This is a genomic window from Xanthomonas sp. CFBP 8445 (genome assembly GCF_025666235.1).
Classification (GTDB): domain Bacteria; phylum Pseudomonadota; class Gammaproteobacteria; order Xanthomonadales; family Xanthomonadaceae; genus Xanthomonas_A; species Xanthomonas_A indica.
This window is the reverse complement of the sequence record NZ_CP102594.1, coordinates 3074409-3094969: the sequence shown is the minus strand read 5'-3', so window position 1 is coordinate 3094969 and position 20561 is coordinate 3074409. Positions and strand designations below refer to the sequence as shown.

Annotated in this window: 17 protein-coding genes; 8 read left to right on the top strand and 9 right to left on the bottom strand. The window is 66.7% G+C overall.

The features are described 5' to 3' along the window. Window positions 1-74: 74 nt before the first annotated feature. Entirely contained in the window at window positions 75-878 is an 804-nt protein-coding gene (locus tag NUG21_RS13180; protein ID WP_263391103.1) for a dienelactone hydrolase family protein, read from the top strand. 239 nt (window positions 879-1117) lie between these two features. On the opposite strand, the gene NUG21_RS13175 is transcribed toward NUG21_RS13180, so the two are convergent. Continuing rightward, window positions 1118-2116 (bottom strand): polyprenyl synthetase family protein, encoded by a 999-nt coding sequence (locus tag NUG21_RS13175; protein ID WP_242081231.1) that lies wholly within the window; start codon window positions 2114-2116, stop codon window positions 1118-1120. Window positions 2117-2395: 279 nt separating this feature from the next. On the opposite strand from NUG21_RS13175, the gene NUG21_RS13170 reads away from it, so the two are divergent. The 5 genes from NUG21_RS13170 to NUG21_RS13150 all read left to right on the top strand — a co-directional run bounded on the left by NUG21_RS13170 (window position 2396) and on the right by NUG21_RS13150 (window position 7701). Further along, window positions 2396-2920, top strand: a complete 525-nt coding sequence (locus NUG21_RS13170; protein WP_010341990.1) for a single-stranded DNA-binding protein — start codon at window positions 2396-2398, stop codon at window positions 2918-2920. An 809-nt stretch (window positions 2921-3729) separates the two neighbouring features. Continuing rightward, window positions 3730-4626 carry a hydroxypyruvate isomerase family protein gene (locus NUG21_RS13165; protein WP_242081230.1) on the top strand — a complete coding sequence of 299 codons (897 nt, stop codon included), beginning with the start codon at window positions 3730-3732 and terminating at the stop codon, window positions 4624-4626. Between the two features lie 30 nt (window positions 4627-4656). Continuing rightward, entirely contained in the window at window positions 4657-6342 is a 1686-nt protein-coding gene (locus tag NUG21_RS13160; protein WP_160947030.1) for a GMC oxidoreductase, read from the top strand. Further along, window positions 6342-6914 (top strand): gluconate 2-dehydrogenase subunit 3 family protein, encoded by a 573-nt coding sequence (locus NUG21_RS13155; protein WP_019796785.1) that lies wholly within the window; start codon window positions 6342-6344, stop codon window positions 6912-6914. The genes NUG21_RS13160 and NUG21_RS13155 overlap by 1 nt, the downstream gene beginning before the upstream one ends. Window positions 6915-6957: 43 nt before the next feature. Then, complete coding sequence (locus tag NUG21_RS13150; protein WP_019796784.1) at window positions 6958-7701, top strand: 3-keto-disaccharide hydrolase; 744 nt, start codon at window positions 6958-6960, stop codon at window positions 7699-7701. A 100-nt stretch (window positions 7702-7801) separates the two neighbouring features. Here NUG21_RS13150 and NUG21_RS13145 read toward each other — a convergent pair whose 3' ends face one another. Genes NUG21_RS13145 through NUG21_RS13125 form a run of 5 tightly spaced genes read right to left on the bottom strand, consistent with a single transcriptional unit; the run spans window position 7802 to window position 12423 of the window. Then, window positions 7802-8098, bottom strand: coding sequence for a c-type cytochrome (locus NUG21_RS13145; RefSeq protein WP_237473147.1), 297 nt, complete (start codon window positions 8096-8098; stop codon window positions 7802-7804). Between the two features lie 17 nt (window positions 8099-8115). Next, window positions 8116-8970, bottom strand: a complete 855-nt coding sequence (locus tag NUG21_RS13140; protein WP_263391102.1) for a sugar phosphate isomerase/epimerase family protein — start codon at window positions 8968-8970, stop codon at window positions 8116-8118. 19 nt (window positions 8971-8989) lie between these two features. Next, window positions 8990-10114, bottom strand: coding sequence for a Gfo/Idh/MocA family protein (locus NUG21_RS13135; protein WP_263391101.1), 1125 nt, complete (start codon window positions 10112-10114; stop codon window positions 8990-8992). 11 nt (window positions 10115-10125) lie between these two features. Next, the gene (locus NUG21_RS13130; protein WP_263391100.1) at window positions 10126-11343 is read right to left on the bottom strand and encodes a nucleoside permease; all 1218 of its coding nucleotides are present in this window, start codon (window positions 11341-11343) and stop codon (window positions 10126-10128) included. Window positions 11344-11370: 27 nt separating this feature from the next. Then, complete coding sequence (locus NUG21_RS13125; protein ID WP_019796012.1) at window positions 11371-12423, bottom strand: sugar phosphate isomerase/epimerase family protein; 1053 nt, start codon at window positions 12421-12423, stop codon at window positions 11371-11373. 98 nt (window positions 12424-12521) lie between these two features. On the opposite strand from NUG21_RS13125, the gene NUG21_RS13120 reads away from it, so the two are divergent. Together NUG21_RS13120 and NUG21_RS13115 are read left to right on the top strand one after the other, a co-directional pair. Then, a complete protein-coding gene (locus NUG21_RS13120; protein WP_263393081.1) occupies window positions 12522-13529 on the top strand; it encodes a LacI family DNA-binding transcriptional regulator in 1008 nt (335 codons plus the stop codon). 213 nt (window positions 13530-13742) lie between these two features. Further along, the gene (locus tag NUG21_RS13115) at window positions 13743-15725 is read left to right on the top strand and encodes an alpha/beta hydrolase family protein (protein WP_263391099.1); all 1983 of its coding nucleotides are present in this window, start codon (window positions 13743-13745) and stop codon (window positions 15723-15725) included. A 341-nt stretch (window positions 15726-16066) separates the two neighbouring features. On the opposite strand, the gene NUG21_RS13110 is transcribed toward NUG21_RS13115, so the two are convergent. The 3 genes from NUG21_RS13110 to NUG21_RS13100 all read right to left on the bottom strand — a co-directional run bounded on the left by NUG21_RS13110 (window position 16067) and on the right by NUG21_RS13100 (window position 20195). Then, complete coding sequence (locus tag NUG21_RS13110) at window positions 16067-17632, bottom strand: asparagine synthase-related protein (RefSeq protein WP_263391098.1); 1566 nt, start codon at window positions 17630-17632, stop codon at window positions 16067-16069. 113 nt (window positions 17633-17745) lie between these two features. Then, window positions 17746-17910 (bottom strand): hypothetical protein, encoded by a 165-nt coding sequence (locus NUG21_RS13105; RefSeq protein ID WP_019796288.1) that lies wholly within the window; start codon window positions 17908-17910, stop codon window positions 17746-17748. 524 nt (window positions 17911-18434) lie between these two features. Then, on the bottom strand, window positions 18435-20195 hold the full coding sequence (locus tag NUG21_RS13100; RefSeq protein ID WP_263393080.1) for a peptide MFS transporter: 1761 nt from the start codon (window positions 20193-20195) through the stop codon (window positions 18435-18437). Window positions 20196-20561 lie beyond the last annotated feature (366 nt).

Genomic DNA, 20561 nt, shown 5'->3' with positions numbered 1-20561 from the left:
GGCGCCTCGGCGCATACATCGCGCTGGCGGCGCCTTGCGTACACTCCCGCGCGGGTTCCCACGGGAGAAGGGCGATGCGCACACGTTCGATGATGCGGTGGACCGGTTTGCTGGGGCTGGCCCTGGCGCTGCCGCTGCCGGCCTTGGCGGCGATGCAGGCCAAGCCGGTGGAATGGCAGGTCGGCAAGGACAGTTTCAGCGGCGTGTTGGTCTACGACGATGCCGAGCACGAGAAGCGCCCCGGCCTGGTGATGGTGCCGAACTGGCGCGGCGTCAACGACTCCGCGGTGGAGAAGGCCAAGCGCCTGGCCGGCGACGACTACGTGGTGCTGGTGGCCGATGTCTATGGCAAGGGCAAGCGACCGGCCAACGATACCGAGGCCGGGCAGTTCGCCGGCGCGTTGAAGAAGGATCCGGCCACGCTGCGCGCGCGGGCGTTGGCGGCGGTGGCGGCGCTGAAGGCGCAGGCCGGCAAGGCGCCGCTGGATCCGGCCCGGATCGGCGCGGTGGGCTTCTGCTTCGGCGGCACCACGGTGCTGGAACTGGTCCGTGCCGGCGCGCCGCTGGCCGGGGTGGCGAGCCTGCACGGTGGCCTGGCCACCGCCGCCCCGGCGGCCGCGGGCAGCGCCAAGGCACCGGTGCTGGTGCTCAACGGCGCCGACGACAAGAGCGTGAGCCGCGACGACATCGTCGCCTTCGAGCAGGAGATGAACCGCGCCGGCGCCGACTGGCAGTTCGTCAACTTCAGCGGCGCCGTGCACTGCTTCGCCGAAGCCGACGCCAACAGCCCGCCGGGCTGCCAGTACAACCCTCGCGCGGCCAAGCGCGCCTATCGCATGCTCGAGGACTTCTTCGAGGAGCGCTTCGGGCGGGATTAGGGAGGTGCCTCCGGGATTCGGGAGGTGCCTCGCGCTACGCGCTTGGCGGGATTGGGGATTGGCAAAAGCGGTACATCGCGCTTTGCCAATTCCACTGCGTAACCAGATCTAAGGCGTGTGCGCCGTTGACTTGGTCTGTGATCCAGCGGTGCGTGCGTCGGATCTCAGACAAGCCGCTTTTAACCAATCCCGAATCCCGACTCCCTAATCCCAATCCGGCGCGCGCAGCGCGCCGGCGATCAATGCTTCCGCGACACCGCGTACCGCGCCAGCCCGCGCAGGGCAGCCACGGCTTCGTTTTCCGGCAGGCCGTCCAGGGCGCGCTCGGCGGCGGTGGCGTAGTCGGCCGCACGGCGGCGGCTGTAGTCGATGCTGCCGCTCGCCTCGATCGCGGCCAGCACCTCCGGCATCGCGCTGGCGTCCCCCTGTTCGACGATCTGGCGCAGGCGTGCGCGGGTCGCGTCGTCGGCATGCGCCATGGCGTGGATCAGCGGCAGCGTGGCCTTGCCCTCGGCGAGGTCGTCGCCCAGGTTCTTGCCCAGGTCGGCGGCGTCGGCGGTGTAGTCGAGCACGTCGTCGGCGATCTGGAACGCATAGCCCAGCTGCATGCCGTAGTCGTACAGCCGCTCCTGCACGTCCTCGCTGGCGCCGGAGGCCAACGCGCCCAGGCGGGTGCCGGCGGCGAACAGCACCGCGGTCTTGCGCTCGATCACGCGCAGGTAGGCGGCCTCGTCGGTGTCCGGGTTGTGCACGTGCAACAGCTGCAGCACCTCGCCCTCGGCGATGCGGTTGGTGGTGTCGGCCAGCAGGCGCATCACCGCCATGCTGTCCAGCTCCACCATCAGCTGGAAGCTGCGCGAATACAGGAAGTCGCCGACCAGGACGCTGGGCGCGTTGCCCCACAGGGCGTTGGCGGTGCTGCGGCCGCGGCGCAGGTCCGATTCGTCCACCACGTCGTCGTGCAGCAGGGTCGAGGTGTGGATGAATTCGATGATCGCCGCCAACTGGTGCTGCATCGGCCCGCCGGCGCCGCAGGCGCGGCCGGCCAGCACCACCAGCATCGGCCGCAGGCGCTTGCCGCCGGCGGAGACGATGTGGTCGGCGATCTGGTTGATCAGCACGACGTCCGAGGCCAGGCGGCGGCGGATCAGGGCGTCCACCGCGGCCATGTCCGGCGCGGCGAGCATCTGGATCTGGGGTAGGCCCAGGGCGGGGCTGAGGGATTCGGCGATGCTCATGCGGACAGGACTGGAAACGTGCGCAAAGTATAGGCTGCGCGGCCACATCCGTCCCGCTGCGGGCCGGGGCAGGGGGCGGAGGGCTTGCCACGCCTGGGTCCGCGCGCCCTGTGGGCGGCGCCCCGGCAGGATTCCGACAGGCCAATGCGGCGTTTTCCGGGGTGCCCGCGGGCGCCTGGCGCAGGCCGGCCCAGCCCGGCGATGTTAGGATTGCTCCCCGAAATCTTCTTTACCGCTCCGCGTGCTCCCGGCCGCGGAGACCCCAGACGGAAGCAGCTCATGGCCCGCGGCATCAACAAAGTCATCCTCGTCGGCAACCTCGGCAACGATCCCGACACCAAGTACACCCAGGCCGGCATGGCCATCACCCGGATCAGCCTGGCCACCACCAGCGTGCGCAAGGACCGCGACGGCAACCAGCAGGAACGCACCGAGTGGCATCGCGTGGTGTTTTTCGGAAAGCTCGGTGAGATCGCCGGCGAGTACCTGCGCAAGGGCAGCTCGGTCTACGTCGAAGGCTCGATCCGCTACGACAAGTACACCGGCCAGGACGGCGTGGAGAAGTACTCCACCGACATCGTCGCCGACGAGATGCAGATGCTCGGCGGCCGCGGCGAAGGCGGTGGCGGCGGCATGGGCGGCGGCGACCGTCCGCAGCGCTCGGCCCCGCCGCGCCAGGAACGCTCCGGCATGGGCGGCGGTGGCGGTGGTGGCGGGCAGGACTATGCCCCGCGCCGGCAGCAGCCGGCCCCGCAGCAGTCCGCGCCGATGGACGATTTCGCGGACGACGATATCCCGTTCTGATTTTTAGTGGTTCTGCGATGCAGACAAACCCCGGTAAGCCAGTGTGCTTGCCGGGGTTTTTCTTTTTGCACGAGATATCTCCTTTCTGCCGGCCTGGGCTCTGTGTTCTGCGCCGAGATGGTGTAAACGATGGGCGATGGGCATCGGGGTGGGCCGAAGCGTGCATGCACGCGGCGAGTGCCCCGCTGTTCTCGCCTTCGCCGAACCAGGTTGATCGCCAACGTGGTTTCGCGCGCCGTCGCTTCGCGCGCCGCCTTTGCGCGGCGTCTCGTGCCGGGTTCATGCCGTCGCTTACGGCAGGCCGGCGTGGCCGGACGGACCAAGCGTCGTAGGAGCGGCTTTAGCCGCGACAGGCTTTCCCGGGAAAACCTGTCGCGGCTGAAGCCGCTCCTACGAAAAAGCACATCGGAGGCACTCGTCGCTGCACCACGCTCGTGTTCCATGAATGCGCGTAGCAGCGCGGCGAGGACGCTCTGAAACTCTCGGTCGCAATCGTCATCCCAGTCACCTTGCATGCCGTCCAGTGCCGTGGGAACACGGCTTTACCGGCTTGTCGCCATGCTTCGCTGCGCGGGCATGTCCACACGCATGTCAGCCAGCTTTTCGCTGCACATCTGCTCGGCCACCTCCGTGCGCCGGCCAAACTCCATCACCGTCACGCGGCGATCAGCGCCACAGACGTTGTGCCCTGCAACATGGCTTTTCGTGCGCCGCGTCTTGCAAAAAAGTCATTCCCTCCCGTATGGTTCAATCGATTGAATCGCGGCGATTCGTCAGCGTTTGACACCGGTTGGGAGGCCGGAAGGTGGATGTCTATCCATTCGATCGGACCGGCGCCGGCCTCGGGGTTCACGAGGCGAGACGCGCTGCGCTTGGCGATAGCTGGAAGCCTTGGCCTTGGGGCGGCGGGCATGCTGCCGGCGCGTGCTGCGGCCACGCCGCTCAGGGGCAACCTCAAGCATTCCGTCGCCCGCTGGACGTTTCCGCGGCTGTCCGTCGCACAGCTTTGCCAGGTGGTGAAGGGCATCGGTTTCGCCGCCATCGATCTGGTTGGGCCGGCGGACTGGCCCACGCTGAAGGCCAATGGCGTGTACAGCGCGATGTGCAACGGCGCGGAGATCGGTCTGGACAAGGGCTTCGCCGGCAGTCAGTTCCACGATGAGCTCGTCGAGCGCTACACGCGGCACATCGACCTGGTGGCCGATGCCGGCTATCGCAACCTCATCTGTTTTTCCGGCAATCGGAATGGCATGGATCCGCAGGAAGGCCTGGCCCATGCCGAAGTCGGGCTCAAGCGCATCCTCGGACATGCCGAGAAGCGCGGCGTCGTGCTGGTGATGGAGCTGCTGAACTCCAAGGTCGATCATCCCGACTACCTGTGCGACCACTCCGCCTGGGGCGTCGAGCTGTGCCGGCGGATCGGCTCGGACCATTTCGGCCTGCTGTACGACATCTACCACATGCAGATCATGGAGGGCGACATCATCGCCACCATCGGCAAGCATCACGCGTTCTTCAAGCATTACCACACCGCCGGCGTTCCGGGCCGGCACGAGATCGGGGACGCTCAGGAGCTCCACTATCCCGCCATCTGTCGCGCGATCCGCGATACCGGTTTCGACGGCTATCTGGCGCAGGAATTCGTTCCTGCGGCACCGGATCCCGTCGGCTCGCTGCGCGAGGCGATCCGCCTCTGCGACGTCTGAAACGATATCCACCCAGGTGAAGTAGAACCCATGGCAGACAATCATTACGACGCGATCGTCGTCGGCTCGGGAATCAGTGGCGGTTGGGCGGCGAAGGAACTGACCGAGAAGGGGCTCAAGGTCCTGATGCTGGAACGCGGACGCAACATCGAGCACGTCAAGGACTACGTCAACGCGATGAAGGAGGCGTGGGATTTCCCGCACCGCAACCGCCCGACCCAGGCGATGAAGGCCGATTATCCGGTGCTGATGCGCGACTACGGCCTGGTCGAGAACCTGCAGGGGATGTGGGCCGACGAAAAGGAATCGCCCTACACCGAGATCAAGCGGTTCGACTGGTTCCGCGGCTATCACGTCGGCGGCCGCTCGCTGCTGTGGGGACGGCAGAGCTATCGCCTGTCGGACCTGGATTTCGAGGCGAACCTCAAGGACGGCATCGCCACCGATTGGCCGATCCGGTACGCCGACATCGCACCGTGGTACGACCACGTGGAGAAGTTCGCCGGCATAGCCGGCACGCGCGAGGGACTGGACGTGTTGCCGGACGGCGAGTTCCTGCCGCCGATCCCGTTGAACATCGTCGAGAAGGACGTCGCCGCGCGGATCAAGAAGGCCTTTGGCGGCACCAGGCACCTGATCCACTCGCGCACCGCCAACATCACCCAGCCCAAGGTCGAGCAGGGCCGCGTCAACTGCCAATATCGCAACAAGTGCATCCTGGGCTGTCCTTTCGGCGCTTACTTCTCGACCCAGGCGGCCACGCTGCCGGCGGCCATGAAGACGGGCAACCTGACCTTGCGGCCGTTCTCGATCGTCAAGGAGGTGCTCTACGACAAGGACCGCAAGCGTGCGCGCGGCGTGGAGATCATCGACGCCGAGAGCGGGCAGACCTATCAGTACACGGCCAGTGTCATCTTCCTCAACGCGTCCTCCTTCAATTCGACCTGGTTGCTGATGAACTCGGCCACCGATGTCTGGGACGGTGGCCTCGGGTCGTCGTCCGGCGAGCTCGGGCACAACGTGATGGACCATCATTTCGGCGCCGGTGCCTCTGGCCGGGTCGAGGGCTACGACGACAAGTACTACTTCGGCCGACGTCCCTGCGGCTTCTACGTGCCGCGGTTCCGCAACGTCGCCGGAGACAAGCGCGGCTACCTGCGTGGCTTCGGCTACCAGGGCGGCGCGAGCCGCACCGGCTGGTCGCGCGAGATCGCCGAACTGAACATCGGCGCGGACCTGAAGGAAGCGCTGACCGTGCCGGGCGACTGGCGCATCGGCATGACCGGATTCGGCGAAATGCTGCCGCACCACGACAACACGATCCGCCTGGACCCGCAGCGCAAGGACAAATGGGGGTTGCCGGTGCTGGCGATGGACGTGGCGATGCGCGAGAACGAAAAGGCCATGCGCAAGGACATGGCCGCCGATGCCGCCGAGATGCTGGAGGCGGCCGGCGTCAAGGACGTGAAGATGCACGATGCCGACTACGCGCCGGGCAAGGGTATCCACGAGATGGGCACCGCGCGCATGGGCCGGGACCGCAAGAACTCCGTGCTGAACCAGTACAACCAGGTCTGGGACGCGCCGAACGTCTACGTGACCGACGGCGCCTGCATGACCTCCAGCGCCTGCGTCAATCCCTCGCTGACCTACATGGCGCTGACCGCACGTGCCGCCGATCATGCCGTGCGCGAACTGAAAGCGGGGAACCTGTGATGGAACGCCGCGAACTACTGAAGATGATCGTCGCCGCCACGGGTGCGGCCATGGTGGGCCTGCCCGCGCTGGTCCAGGCACAGGCGCCGGTCGCGGGGGCGAAGGCGCTCTTCTCCGTCACCGATGTCGCCACGCTGGACGAGATCGCCGAGACCATCCTGCCGCGGACCAAGACGCCGGGGGCGAAGGACGCCGGCGCCGGCGCGTTCATGGCCAAATTCGTCACCGACTGCTACACCGCCCGGCAGCAGGCGGCGTTCCGCGCCGGCCTGGCCGAGATCGACAAACGTGCCGGCGGTCGCTTCGTGTCGCTCACCCCACAGGCCCGCACCAAGCTGCTGCGCGCCCTGGATGCGGAAGCCAGGAAACACATCATCGACTTGACCGACACCGGGACCGCCAAAGCGGCGGACGCGATGCCGCATCCCTTCACGATGCTCAAGCAACTGACCATCTTCGGCTTCTTCACTTCCCAGGTCGGCGCGACAGACGTGCTGCGGTACGTCGCCGTGCCGGGCCGCTACGAGGACACCGCCTATGTTCCCGGCACGCCCGCTTGGGCAACCAGCTGATGGACCGCCACGCCTGGCCCTTCCTCCCGTTCCTGGAAACACGATGACCAGACCCCTGCTGATGGCCGCCTGCCTGCTGGCCGCGGCGCCTGCATTCGCGCAGGCCGACGGCGATCCCGCACGCGACCCGACCAAGACCGAAGTGTGGAAGCCCGTGCCTGCGATCGTGGCCACGCCCCCGGGCGGCGCGCCCTCCGATGCGATCGTGCTGTTCGATGGCAAGGATCTGTCGGCCTGGGAGTCGGAGCAGGGCGGACGCGCGCCCTGGACCGTCGCCGACGGCGTGCTGACCGTGGTGCCGGGCAGCAAGGGCATCCGCACCAAGCAGCGCTTCTGCGACATCCAGTTGCACGTGGAGTGGCGCACGCCCACCGCGACCCGCGGATTCGAAGGCCAGCAGCGCGGGAACAGCGGCATCTTCCTGCAGGAACGCTATGAGTTGCAGGTGCTCGACAGCGACAACAACCCGACCTATGCCAACGGCCAGGCCGGTGCGATCTACAAGCAGGCCATTCCGCTGGTGAATGCCTCGCGTGCGCCAGGCCAGTGGCAGGCGTACGACATCATCTGGAAGGCGCCCCGTTTCTCGCAGGGCGGCGGTCTCACGTCACCGGCCCGCATCACCGTCCTGCACAACGGCGTCCTGGTGCAGAACGACACCGTGCTGTCCGGGAAGACCGAGTACATCGGCGCGCCGTCGTACGCGCCGCATGCCTGCGCGCCGATCCTGCTGCAGGAGCACGATTCCAAGGTGAGCTACCGCAATATCTGGGTGCGCGAGTTGTAGCGCCGGCGCGTGGCCGGCGCCGCTCGGCTTGACCCGACGGCCAGTCCGGTCAAGCCGCCGGCCATGACCGATGCGGCATCCGTGGGAATGGCGATACGCCCTAGTGCGCCAGGAAGCTGGCGAGGTTGTCCACGTCCTGTTGGGACAACTGCGAGAAGGGCGGCATCAACCCGCCGCCGTTGCGGATCTTCTCCTTGATCTGCGCGGGCTGCAGGCGCTTGCCCACGTCGGTCAGCGCGGGGAACGTGGGCGGGACGCCCGCGCGATTCGCGCCATGGCAGGCCGTGCAGTGGGTTGCGTAGAGCTGCGCGCCGGCCGTCGGGTCGTCCTTGGACCGCGCCGTGGCCGCAAGCGTCGTCCCCAGCAGCACCACGGCCATCGTCAGGATCGTTTTCAAGCAGGCCTCCTTTAGGACTAACGCGGCGTGGCGGCGGGCAGGTGGTCGCGCAGGTACGCCGCTCCGGTCTTGATGACGGTGGCCGGATCGCGCGGTTGGTCGTGCTCGATGATGTACCACTGCACGCCGCTGGCCGCCGCGGCAGGCAGGATCGCGCTCCAGTCCAGCACGCCTTGGCCGACGGCGGCGAAGCCCCCTTCGTCTTTGGCCTGGCCTTTCGGTGCATTGTCCTTGGCGTGGACCGCGAACAGGCGGCCCTTGAACTTGCCCAGCATCGCCGCCGGGTCGTAGCCCGCGCGCGCGACCCAGGCCAGGTCCAGCTCGGTCTGCAGATCGGGGCCGGCCGCGGCGAACAGCAGTTCCAGGCCGGTCTTGCCATCGAAGTCGACCAGTTCGAAGTCGTGGTTGTGGTAGGCCAGGCGCATGCCCTTGGCCCGTGCCCGCTTCGCGAGTTGGCCCAGCTCCTTGCCCAGCGCGGTCCAGCCCGCGGCATCGGTGGGCCGCTCCTTCTGGTCCAGGTAAGGCACCACCAGCGTCGTGTTGCCGATCGACCGATTGAAGGCTACCGCGCCGTCCAGATCCTTGCGTAGATCGGCCAACTGCACGTGCGAAGAGATCGCCTTGATCGAATACTTGTCCAGCAGCTGCTTGAGTTCGACCGCGCCGACGTTCTGCGTGCCGACCGTTTCCACCGCGCCCACGCCCGCGTCATGGACGATCTTCAACTGTTGGTCGAGCGAGCCGGCGTTGCGCAGCGTGTACATCTGCACCGCGATGGGCGCCTGCGGACCGGCGATGTCGTGGGCGAAGGCGGGCAGGGCAGCGAGGAGCAGCAATGCGAGGGTTGCGGATCTGCGTGTCGGTATGTTCATCAAGAAGTCCTCCCGGGAGTCAATCGATGGATGTCCAGCCGCGTGTCCTGGCCGATGTGATGACGCGATCGACGATCAGCGCCGAGCGCAGCCCGTCGTCGAAGCTGGGCAGGCCGTCCGGCCGCTCGCCTTCGATGGCGCGGTAGGTGTCGGCGACGAACGCCTCGAAGCAATCGCCGTAGCCCTGCGCGTGCCCGGCCGGCAGCGTCGCCAGCCGGCGTTGTTCGGCGCTGCCGGCACCCGGCCCGCGCACGAAGACTTCCTCGCGCTGGTCAGGCCGGCCGATCCACAGCCGTTCCGCGTCCTCCTGGTCGAACGCGACGCTGGCGCTGGCGCCATCGATCTCGAACCACAGGCGATTGCGGCGGCCCGCCGAGACCTGGCTGACCGTCAGCGCGGCCAGCGTCCCCGCGCCGGTTCTGAGCATCGCCATGGCCACGTCTTCGCTCGCGACCGCCTGCATCGCGCCGCCGGCCGCCGGCGTGGTGAAGCTCTGCCCGGTGTTGGCGCCGCGCTCGGCGATGACGGTCGCGAACGCCGCGCTGACCTCGGCGAAGCGCTCGCCGCTCACCCATTCCACCAGGTCGCACCAGTGCGAGCCGATGTCGGCGAACACGCGCGACGCGCCGCCCAGCGCCGGGTCCACGCGCCAGTTGTTGCTGGCGGGGTCCAGCAGCCAGTCCTGCAGGTAGCTGCCGTGGATCAGGCGCAGCGGCCCCAGTTCGCCCTGGGCGATGCGGGCGCGCGCCTCGCGGACCACCGGATGGTAGCGGTAGACGAAGGGCACCGTGGCGACCAGTCCGGTCGAGCGGGCCAAGGCCGCCAATGCCCGGGCGTCCTCCAGCGTCGTCGCCAGCGGCTTCTCGCAGATCACGTGCTTGCCGGCGTCCAGCGCCGCCTGCGCCATGGCGCGGTGCAGATGGTTGGGCGTGCAGACGTGCACGACCTGCACCTGCGGATCGGCGACCACGTCCTCGATATCGCGATAGGCGCGCGGGACATCCCACGACTGGGCGACCTCGCGTGCGCGTTGCGGGGAAGAAGCGGCGACGCCGCGGACTGAGGCGCCGGCCAGCAGCGCCGCACGACGATGCACGGCGCCGATCATGCCGGTGCCGACGATGGCGATTCCAAGCTTGCGCATCGGTGGGATCCTCAAGACGCGGAAGGGGCGGCCGCAACGCTGGGCCGGTCGCGGAACAGCAGCAGGAAGGCGACCAGCACGACCAGCGCGACGCCGGCCGGGAACAGCCAGATCCGCTGCCAGTCCGGGCCCGCCGCGGTGGTGTAGTGCTCCACCACCGCGCCGGACAGGAACGTGCCGATCAACATGCCCACGCCGTACGTGGCCAGGGTGATGAAGCCCTGCGCGCTGCTGCGCGCGGCGGGGCCGGCATGCGCATCGGTGTAGATCTGGCCGGTGACGAAGAAGAAGTCGTAGCAGATGCCGTGCAGCACGATGCCGATCACCAGCAGGGCGAAGCCGCCGCCGGCATCGCCGAAGGCGAACATCGCGTAGCGCACCACCCACGCCGCCATGCCCACCGCCAGCATCGTCTTGACTCCCAGCCGCACGAACAGGAACGGCATGGCCAGCATCAGCAGGACTTCGGACACCTGGCCCAGCGATTGCAGGCCGGCCGCGCCGCGCACGCCCAGATCGTTGAGGTACGGGTTGGTGAAGTTGTAGTAGAACGCCAGCGGGATGCAGATGGCGATGGACGCCAGGAAGAACACCAGATAGGAGCGCGACTTGAGCAGCCGCAGCGCGTCCAGGCCCAGGATCTGCCCCAGCCCGGCATCGCGCTGTCGCGCCAGGGGCGGCGTGTGCGGCAGGGTGAAGGCATACAGGCCCAAGGCCAGCGACGCCACTGCCGCCATCCGGAACGTCAGCTCGAGCCGATGCGCCTGTTCCCAGCCCAGCCAGCCGATCAACACGCCTGCCACGATCCAGCCGACGCTGCCGACGACCCGCACCGGCGGAAACTGCTTTTCCGGCGATTGCATGTGTCGCATCGCCACGCTGTTGGCCAGTGCCAGCGTCGGCATGAACAGCAGCATGTGCCCCATCACGCAGGCGAAGAACACGCCGAAGGTGGTCGCCGTGGACGCCAGCCACAGCAGCACCGCGCCAGCCAGGTGCAGGAGTGCGAGGATGCGTTGCGCCGCGAAGTAGCGATCGGCGATCAGGCCGACCAGGAACGGCGCGACGATGGCGCCGATGGACTGGCTGAGGAACGCCGTCGCCACCTGGCTCGCGCTGGCCTGCAGGGGACCTTGCACCAGGTACGTCCCCAGGGTCACGAACCAGGCCCCCCAGATGAAGAACTGCAGAAACATCATCGCGCCCAAGCGCGACATGGTGTGCGTCATGACGTCCCCTCCCAGGGCGGTAATGGCTCAGGTCCCCAACATGCGGCGCAGCGATTCCGGATCGGCGCCGCTGCCGGCAAAGTCGTCGAAGGCGCGTTCGGTCACGCGGATGATGTGGTCGCGAATGAACGCCGCACCTTCGCGTGCCCCATCTTCCGGGTGCTTCAGGCAGCACTCCCACTCCAGCACGGCCCAGCCCGGGAAATCGTATTGCGCGAACTTCGAGAAGATCGCCTTGAAATCGACCTGACCGTCCCCGAGCGACCGGAACCGCCCCGGACGATCGATCCAGTCCTGGTAACCGCCATAGACGCCGCTGCGCGCGCTGGCCCGGTACTCCGCGTCCTTGACGTGGAAGATGCCGATGCGCGCGTGGTAGCGATCGATGAAACCCAGGTAGTCCATCTGCTGCAGCAGCAGGTGGCTGGGGTCGTACAGGATCTTGGCGCGCGGATGGTGATCGACCACGTCCAGGAAGCGCTCGAAGGTCGCGCCGTCGTGCAGGTCCTCGCCCGGGTGGATCTCGAAGCACAGGTCCACGCCGCAGGCGTCGAAGGCGTCGAGGATGGGACGCCAGCGCCGGCCGAGTTCGGCGAAAGCTTCTTCCACCAGGCCGGGCGGGCGCTGCGGCCAGGGATAGAAGTAAGGCCAGGCCAGCGCGCCGGAAAACGTGGCATGCGCCGTCAGCCCCAGGCGCTGGCTGGCCTTGGCGGCCAGCTGAAGCTGCTCCACCGCCCAGGCCTGGCGGGCGGCGGGGTTGCCGCGCTTGTCCGGCGGCGCAAATCCGTCGAACAGGCTGTCGTAGGCGGGATGGACGGCGACCAGTTGCCCCTGCAGGTGGGTGGACAGCTCGGTGATCTGCAGGCCGTGCCCGGCCAGCATGCCGGCGAGGTCGTCGCAGTACGCCTGGCTGTCCGCGGCCTGGGCCAGATCGAACAGGTGGGGCGCGCTGGTCGGTACTTGTAGGCCAGAATAGCCCAGGGCCGCAGCCCACTCGGCGAGCGTGTCCAAGCGATTGAAGGGAGGTGTGTCGGCGATGAACTGTGCCAGGAACAGCGCTGGACCCTTGAGCGTCTTCAACGTGATTCGACCTCATGCAATCGATTGAATCATCCTAGCATGGGCTTCCCGCGAGACCCGTTGTGCACTGCACAGCAGAAAGAAGAAGAGCTCAGTTCATGGCGACAACCATCTACGACATCGCAAAGCACGTCGGCGTCACCGCCGGCACGGTGTCGCGGGCGCTTTCCCGGCCGGAAAAAGTCCTGCCCGCCACGCGTGCGCGCATCGAACAGGCCGCCGCCGCGCTGGGCTATGTCCCCAACACGGTGGCCAGGACGCTCAAGACCCAGCGCAGCGCCAAGCTCCTGGTCACCGTCCCGGACATCGCCAATCCGTTCTTTGCGCAGATCCTGCAGGGCGCGGAGGACGCTGCGCAGGCGGTCGGCTACGCGGTCCTGCTGGGCGATACCCAGCACCAGCCCGACCGCGAGGAGCGCTACGCGCAGATGCTCCGGCGCAACGAGGCGGACGGCCTGATCGTGCTGGGGCACCGCCTCCCGCCGACGGCGCGCGAGATCGTCAAGCAGCAGGGCGCTGCCGCGCCGGTGGTCAACGGCTGCGAGTTCGACCCGGCGCTGGGGATTCCCAGCGTCCACATCGACAACGCGGCCGCCGCGCGCGCCGTGATGGAGCACCTGTATGGCTTGGGGCACGAGCGGATCGCCGTGGTGGGCGGACCGCCCGACAACCCCCTGCATCAGCAACGCCTGGAAGGGGTCCGGGCCTGTGCCAAGGCGCACCGCCGCCTGCGCAGCCTGGCCGTCGTGCCGGGCGACTTCTCCGTGGAATCCGGCCATGCGGCTGCGGTGGCGCTCCTCGGCCGTGCACCCGCACCGACCGCGATCTTCTGCTTCAGCGACCAGATGGCACTGGGTGCCCTGGCGGCCTGCCGGGACCTGGGCATCCGCGTGCCGGACGACCTGTCCATCGTCGGCTTCGACGACCTGGCGTCGTCCAGTTACCTCACGCCCCCGTTGACGACCATCAGGCAGCCCATGCGCGACATCGGGGTGCGTGCGGTCAACCTGCTGCTCGCCATCATCGAGCGGGGGGACGTGCCGCTGCAGCAGACGCTGGATTTCAGCCTGATGGTGCGCGGGTCGACTGCGGCGCCGAGGGGGTAAGCGACCGCAGGGACGTGGGGCGATCGGTTCGATCGGTGCCCGCTTCCGTTTCCGTGGCAGATGAAGGGTGTGCGGCCTCGCGGGCTGCACGCCCTTTTTGGGTTTTCAGCCGTGACGTCGCTGGAGGTCGGCGCCCGGTTCCAGTGCGCGTCGACACGTGCTTGGATTAGACTTCACGCGGACGTCACGCCAACAGGAACAGGGGAACAAGGAATGAAGAGGGGACTGCGCGCAGTCGCGTTGTTGTGTCTGCTGGGAGCGGGGAATGCATGGGCGCAGGTGGATCTGGCGCCGTATCTGGTCAAGGAACAGGTCGAAACACTGAAGTTGTCGCCGACCGGCGAGTACTACGCGGCGACGGTGCCGCTGGAGGATCGGACCGCGCTGGCGATCATGCGCCGATCCGACAACAAGATCGTCGGCAGCTTCTCGATGGAGAAGAACACGCACGTCTCCGATTTCGTGTGGGTCAACGACACGCGCGTGCTGTTCAACATGGTCCAGAAGATCGGGCAGCGGGACCGGCCCTGGGGCACCGGAGAGCTGTTCGCGATCAACGCCGACGGCGGCGCGGCGGAGTTGTTGGTGGGCCAGCGCGTCACCGGCAACGGGCCGGGCACGTTGATCCAGACCAAGAAGGTGGAGAAGGTCATCGCCCAGTGGGTGGGGCCGCTACCCGGCGACGATCGCAACTACATCATCCAGGCGCAACCGTTCAGCACCAGCCAGGATCCTTACAGCCGTACCGAAGTCATGGACGTCTATAGCGGTCGTCGTCGATTGCTGACTGGTTCGCCGAAGGTGCGTGGTGCAGATTTCTACAGCGATGAGCAAGGCAAGGTGCGCTTTGCCTTGGGTGCGGATGCCGACAACGCCAAGAAGCTGTTCTATCGCGATGCGCAGGGCAGCGACTGGAAGCTGATCAACGACGAAAACGTCAGCCAACACGTCGAATTGCCGATCGGGTTCTCCGAGGATGGACATACCGCCTATCTCCTGGTCCAGCAGGCCAAGGGCAGCGACGTGGTCGAGTCTTGGAATGTGGACAACGGGGAGCGCAAGGTGGTGGCGCGCGATGCCCTGGCCGATCCCTACGCGATCATCTATCGCCATGGCACCCGCGTTCCGGTTGGTGTCCAAGTGCTGGGCGACACGCCGCGTAGCCTGTTCTTCGATAGCGCCTCGCCCGAAGCCAAGACCCAGCGTTCGCTGGAAGCGGCCTTCCCCGGGCAGGCGGTCTACGTCACCTCCAGCACGCGCGACGGCCGGCTCAACCTGGTCAACGTGCAGTCCGGGCGCAATCCGGGCGAGTTCTACCTGTTCGACACCGTCGCCAAGAAGGCCGATTTCGTGTTCGCACGCCGTGCCGCACTGCAGCCGCCGAAGCTGGCCGAGGTGCGGCCGATCGCGTTGCAGGCGCGAGATGGACTGCCACTGCATGGGTTCGTGACGCTGCCGGCGGCGGCCAAGTCCGGCAAGGTGCCAATGGTGGTGATGCCGCATGGCGGCCCGTTCGGTGAATCCGACAAGGGCATGTTCGATGACGATGCGCAGATCCTGGCCAGCGCCGGTTATGCGGTGCTGCAGGTCAATTATCGCGGCTCCGGCAACTATGGGCGGGCGTTCCAGCAGGCGGGCGCCGGTCAGTGGGGCGGCAAGATGCAGGACGACGTCACCGACGCCACGCGCTGGGCGATCGACCAGGGTATCGCCGACCCGCAACGCATTTGCATGTACGGTGCCAGCTATGGCGCCTATGCGTCGTTGATGGGTGTGGCCAAGGAGCCGTCGCTGTATCGCTGCGCCGCTGGTTATATCGGTGTTTACGATCTACCAATGCTGTACGTCAAAGGTGATACTCAGCAGCGCGATTCAGGCAAGACCTATCTGAGCGAATGGGTGGGCTCTCCCAGCGAGCTGGCCGCAGTGTCGCCGGTGAATCTCGCCGACAAGATCAAGGTGCCCGTGTTCCTGGCGGCGGGTGGCGAGGACGAGCGCGCGCCCATCCAGCACTCCAAGAAGATGGAAGCCGCACTGAAGAAGGCCGGGGTGCCGGTGGAGACGCTGTATGTCCCGACCGAGGGCCATGGCTTCTACACCGAGGAGCATCGACGCGAGTTCTACACCAGGCTGCTGGCGTTCCTGAGCAAGTCGTTGGGTGGTGCGCAGGCGGCGCCGGCGCCAACGAAGCAGTAAGTGATCGGCGCCTGACGAGTCGCGCCGGGACCCCGTGCGCCACAGCGAAGCGGCATCAGTGCGGTCCGGTGCGTCCGGATCGCACTGATGCGGGTGGAGCAGTAGCTCAGTGCGAGTAAACGGCACTTGGAGGTCTTGCCGCCGTCATCGTCGTGGATGGCGCGCACGTCGGCATTGCCGGGCTGAGTCGCGATCCTCGGCGCCCCTGCTCAGCACATGCTGCAGGTTGTTTGCGAGGTGAAAAACCCGCCCTGCATCACTGCCGACGGCTGCTTTTGCGTCGTCGTGCAGCCGCATCTGCACGCCGGGACAGCGGCTGCGGGGCCTGCTGAACGTGGTTGTCAGGCAAACTGCCGAACGAAGCGCTCCAGCCAAAGGAACGAGATCAACGGCGCCGTCAGCGGACGCGCGCGTGTCGACACCAGTTCGTCCAGCAGTTGCAGTACGGCGTCTCGGTCGACCAGGCCCAGGTCGGCAAGGGCGCACTCGCTCAGTTGCATGGCGATCGTCTTGGCGTGATGTGCGATCAACTCGGGAAGCACGTGAGCGAACGTTTCCTTGCAATAATCCCGTGGAAATATGTCGCCTACGTTGGCCCGTAAATAACGCCACATCGTTTCTCGATCTTGACGGCACTCGAGGGGGAGGCCCCGGCAAAAGGCAACCAGATGTGGATCGCTTAGGGGATTGACCGGCCAAAGGCCTCGCCGAAGCAGGTGGGGAGCCTGGCACATGCTCGATGCCAACACCGATGCAGATAAAGGGCCGGCGGGAGCATCGAATCCATTGACCGAACGCGATGCATTGAGCGCGCTGGGCGTCAATAACAATTCCGCGCGGCGCTTGGCTTCTGCGGCCACACTGCCATGACGGCTGCCGTTGGAGCGTTCCTCATTCCGGTACGTCGGGAACAGCTGGTCTCCGCCAACGCCGGTGAAAAGCCGATCGCTGCCCTGCGCTTGAGCACGGTCCCACACGCTTTCGAATGCCTCGAGGTAGAACTCGGCAAGGGGATAGTCCGGTCGACGCGCGCTCGGTTGTAGATCGAGCGTTGGCGGGAACGCGTCGATATTCACGGCGGTGTCGCGAAGACCTAGCGTTTCGACAAGCAGGCGGCGGCGTTCGGTCTGGGTTTGACTGTGTCCCTGATCGAGCAAGATTCCCAGGCTCAGGATGTTGTGCTGCGATCGCGTCAACGCGCACGCGACGGTCGCCGAATCCATGCCCCCACTCAACTCGACGGCCACCTGTGTCGACGCAGGTCGAATCGAAACCGCGCGATGCAACAGTTGCCCGAATCGCTCCATGCCGTAGTCGATCAGTGCTTCATCGGAAGGCGCGACGGTTTCGGCTGGCGAGGGATAGACGTAACGGGCCTTGCCCGGCTCGGCGAAAAGGGTGGCGCGTTCTGTCAGCATCAGAACGCCCGAGCACAATTGCCTGGCGGAATACGCTGCGCTAAGCGCGAGACGCCGGCTGGCCATCTCCAGGTCGATGGTGGTGGGCCGGGAAAAAAAGTCGGCCAGATCGTAGGAGATTTCTACTGCGTCATCGGAGACCCGGCAATAGACTGGCGCCGATCCGAGCAGGCCGGCGCGCAACTTCAATCGGCATCCGGCCTGCGCCACTTCGATCATGAGATAGTCGAGCGGCCATAGCAGCGCCTCTTTGTAGAGCTGGTTGAATCGATCGGCATCGACCAGTATGCCCGTATCGTCTTTTTTCCATTCGACATCCGTGCAACGTTCGCGCACCGTGGCGAACCACTGTCCCTGTGTGCGGACCACGACGGTTTCCACAGCAGAGTGACAGTAGGGGGTGATCCAGCTTTTCCCGAGACGCAGGGTGTTGGCCTGCCACAGCGGCGGTTGCTCGAGGTCGGAAAAGGCGATGTTGCCCTTGATCATGGAGGCTCGTCTGCCTGAGGACGCTGTCGTATGGTGATCGCGTTTTCGAACAAAAGAACGCCGCCTGATGGCGGCGTTCTCTATCGCGACGTCTTGATCCAATTGCCTTCGCGTTAGCCGCCTGGCTGGGTGGAGTACCAGCGAGAATCGTCGCCAAGGTAAGGCTTCATCTCGCAGACGCCGGGCGCTGCGATAGTTTGCATGGGCTCGTCGATCTGGATAGCGAAAGGATTGGAGAGAGAATCTTCCTTCTCAAGCTTGCCATCTTGGATTTTCATCACAAAGCTCCTTTTTCTAGATGTCGTCATGCGGCGACGAGCCAGAAGCTAGCACCGTGCCTATGGCAAGACAAGGTTTTTCGGCCTCCATGGTTTCACGCGAAAAATAGTGGGTTGGGTGATTCGAATGCAGGGCTGCATTTATGTGCCAACAATGCGCCTATACATCGTTATACGCATTAAGGCGGCGCTGACGGATGCCGTGTGCCGACCGGGGAGGCTGTTCTGCGGCGGGTGGCCATGGGGTTTAGGCCGAAGGGAGCACCGCCGCGCGTTCTACACTCGCCTGCTGGATGTTGAGTCGCTCGCTGGGCGACACGCAGGCGGTGCGCGCGTCAGCCAAACCGTGAGCGCCTGTGCCTGACCATGCCGCTCCAGTGGGATGGATCGCCGCTGCACTGGCTCTGGTTGGATTTGAGGATCCGCATGACTCGCGGCACTTATTGCCGCTGTCGTCGCTGACCATGCGAACTGCGCCGCGTCGATGTGAACCGAGTGCGTCGCCGCTCGGGCGACGCAACCGCTCAGCGCACCCCGTGCATCATCCGCCGCAGCAGCGGCGCGGCAAGGAAGGCAAGTACGCCGCAGCCGACGCCGATCCACAGCAGCAGCCAGAACAGGTGCGCGTACTTGGCCGCGGCGTCGGCGATGTTGAGGGTCTGGCCGTCCGGGACCTCGATCGCGGCGAGCTTGCCGAACAGCGCCGCCAGCGCCTCGGAGAATGCCGTGGCCAGGAACCAGGCGCCCATCATCAGGCTGACGACGCGCGGCACCGCCAGTTGCGTCACCGCCGACAGGCCGACCGGCGACAGGCACATCTCGCCGGCCTCCAGCACGAAATAGGCCAGCACCAGCCACCACACGCTCGCCATCTGTCCGGTCGCGCCGACCTGTTGCGCGGCCAGTGCCAGCGGCACGAAGGACAGGCCGGCCAGCAGAAGCCCTAACGCCGACTTGGCCGGCTTGGACGGCTCGCGCCCGCGCCGCGCCAGCCATGCCCACAGCGCCGCGAACAGCGGTGCCAGCAGCACCAGAAACAGGGCGCCCAGGTAGGTCAGGGAGCCGGCGGTCTGCGGCAGCACCAGGCAGTCGCGGATCAGGAACAGCAGCATCAGGGCGCTGACCCCGACGAACAGCAACCGCGGCGCCGACGAGCCGGGGCGCCGGTCGGACAGCGAGGCCGCCAGCACGAAGCCCAGCGGCGCCAGCAGCAGCGAGGCGATCGACCAGGGCAGGGGCGTGCCGCCGCGGATCACCAGCGACGGCACGATGTCCTTGGTCATCAACCGGTCGGTGAAGGTGACCCATGAGCCGTAGGTCTGCTCGTACAGGGTGAAGTACACCAGCGCCATCGCGATCAGCACCATCAGCGCGATCATCTGCTGGCGCTGCACCGCGGTGCACTGGGTGCCGGTGAACCAGGCGAACCACAGCAGCACCGCGCCGAGCACCAGCAGCATCAGCAGCAGGGCCAGGGAGATTTCCCCGCCCAGGCTGAAGGCGCCGTTGGCCGCGGCCCACATCAAGGCGGCCACCGGCAACACGCCCAGCACCGCGCATAGATAGATCGCCCATTCGCGCGGCACGCCGAGCACGCGCTCGCGCAGTAGCGCCGGCTGCGCCGGTTCGGCGTGGCCGTGCAGGTATTTCTGGCCCCACAGGAACATGCCCAGGCCGAGCAGCATGCCGATGCCGGCCGCACCGAAGCCGTAGCGCCAGCCGTAGGCTTCGCCGAGAAAGCCGCACACCAGCGAGGCAAACAATGCGCCGAGGTTGATGCCGGCGTAGAACAGCGAGAAGCCTGCGTCGCGGCGCGGATCGTCGGCCGGGTACAGCTTGCCGACGATGGTGGAGATGTTGGGCTTGAGGAAGCCCACGCCCATGATGATCAGCGCCAGCGACAGGTAGGTCACGCCCAGGGATGCGGTATCGCGGACCACTTGGCCGTTGATCCGGGCGGCGGCGTGACCCTCGAAGGCCATGCCGATGTGGCCGAGCACCAGCAGCAGGCCGCCGAACACCACCGCCTTGCGCATGCCCAGCCAACGGTCGGCGAGCAGTCCGCCGAGCACCGGCACGCAGTACACCAGGCCGCCGTAGGCGCCGAGCAGGTCGAGCCCGGCGTCGTCGCCGAACAGGTGGTACTTGGTCAGGTACAGCAACAGCAGGGCCTTCATGCCGTAGAAGGAGAAGCGCTCCCACATCTCGGTGAAGAAGCAGACGTAGACGCCCTTGGGATGGCCGAGGAAATCGTCGCGCGCGTCGCGCAGCGGCAGGGAGGACACGGACACGGCGGCTCTCGGCGCAGGAAGGCAGCGGCGGAGTATAGGGGCGCGGGCGCCCGCTCGAATGGCGGTGCGCGGCATGGACGGTTCGGCGAGGCGCATACCCTCACCCCAACCCCTCTCCGGTGGGGAGGGGCTGCTCGCTGTTCCTTCTCCGATCGGGAGAAGGTGCCCCGCAGGGGCGGATGAGGGTCGGGCAGGGCAGGCATGGCTGGGGTGCGCTGCGTGCCGCCGGACCCTCACCCCAACCCCTCTCCCGGTGGGAGAGGGGCTAGCAACTGCCGCTGCCTTTGCGAATCCCCAATCCCAACGCCCCAATCCCCGCCCCCCAGGCATGTGCCACAAGCTGGGTGCCATTAGGCTGGA

Excerpts from the sequence above, each read along its gene's own strand:
- NUG21_RS13135 (WP_263391101.1), bottom strand. The coding sequence starts at position 10,114 with ATGCGCAAGCTTGGAATCGCCATCGTCGGCACCGGCATGATCGGCGCC.
- NUG21_RS13105 (WP_019796288.1), bottom strand. The coding sequence starts at position 17,910 with ATGAAAATCCAAGATGGCAAGCTTGAGAAGGAAGATTCTCTCTCCAAT.
- NUG21_RS13155 (WP_019796785.1), top strand. The coding sequence starts at position 6,342 with ATGGAACGCCGCGAACTACTGAAGATGATCGTCGCCGCCACGGGTGCG.
- NUG21_RS13140 (WP_263391102.1), bottom strand. The coding sequence starts at position 8,970 with ATGAACATACCGACACGCAGATCCGCAACCCTCGCATTGCTGCTCCTC.
- NUG21_RS13130 (WP_263391100.1), bottom strand. The coding sequence starts at position 11,343 with ATGACGCACACCATGTCGCGCTTGGGCGCGATGATGTTTCTGCAGTTC.
- NUG21_RS13160 (WP_160947030.1), top strand. The coding sequence starts at position 4,657 with ATGGCAGACAATCATTACGACGCGATCGTCGTCGGCTCGGGAATCAGT.
- NUG21_RS13165 (WP_242081230.1), top strand. The coding sequence starts at position 3,730 with ATGTCTATCCATTCGATCGGACCGGCGCCGGCCTCGGGGTTCACGAGG.
- NUG21_RS13110 (WP_263391098.1), bottom strand. The coding sequence starts at position 17,632 with ATGATCAAGGGCAACATCGCCTTTTCCGACCTCGAGCAACCGCCGCTG.
- NUG21_RS13150 (WP_019796784.1), top strand. The coding sequence starts at position 6,958 with ATGACCAGACCCCTGCTGATGGCCGCCTGCCTGCTGGCCGCGGCGCCT.
- NUG21_RS13175 (WP_242081231.1), bottom strand. The coding sequence starts at position 2,116 with ATGAGCATCGCCGAATCCCTCAGCCCCGCCCTGGGCCTACCCCAGATC.
- NUG21_RS13115 (WP_263391099.1), top strand. The coding sequence starts at position 13,743 with ATGAAGAGGGGACTGCGCGCAGTCGCGTTGTTGTGTCTGCTGGGAGCG.
- NUG21_RS13170 (WP_010341990.1), top strand. The coding sequence starts at position 2,396 with ATGGCCCGCGGCATCAACAAAGTCATCCTCGTCGGCAACCTCGGCAAC.
- NUG21_RS13120 (WP_263393081.1), top strand. The coding sequence starts at position 12,522 with ATGGCGACAACCATCTACGACATCGCAAAGCACGTCGGCGTCACCGCC.
- NUG21_RS13180 (WP_263391103.1), top strand. The coding sequence starts at position 75 with ATGCGCACACGTTCGATGATGCGGTGGACCGGTTTGCTGGGGCTGGCC.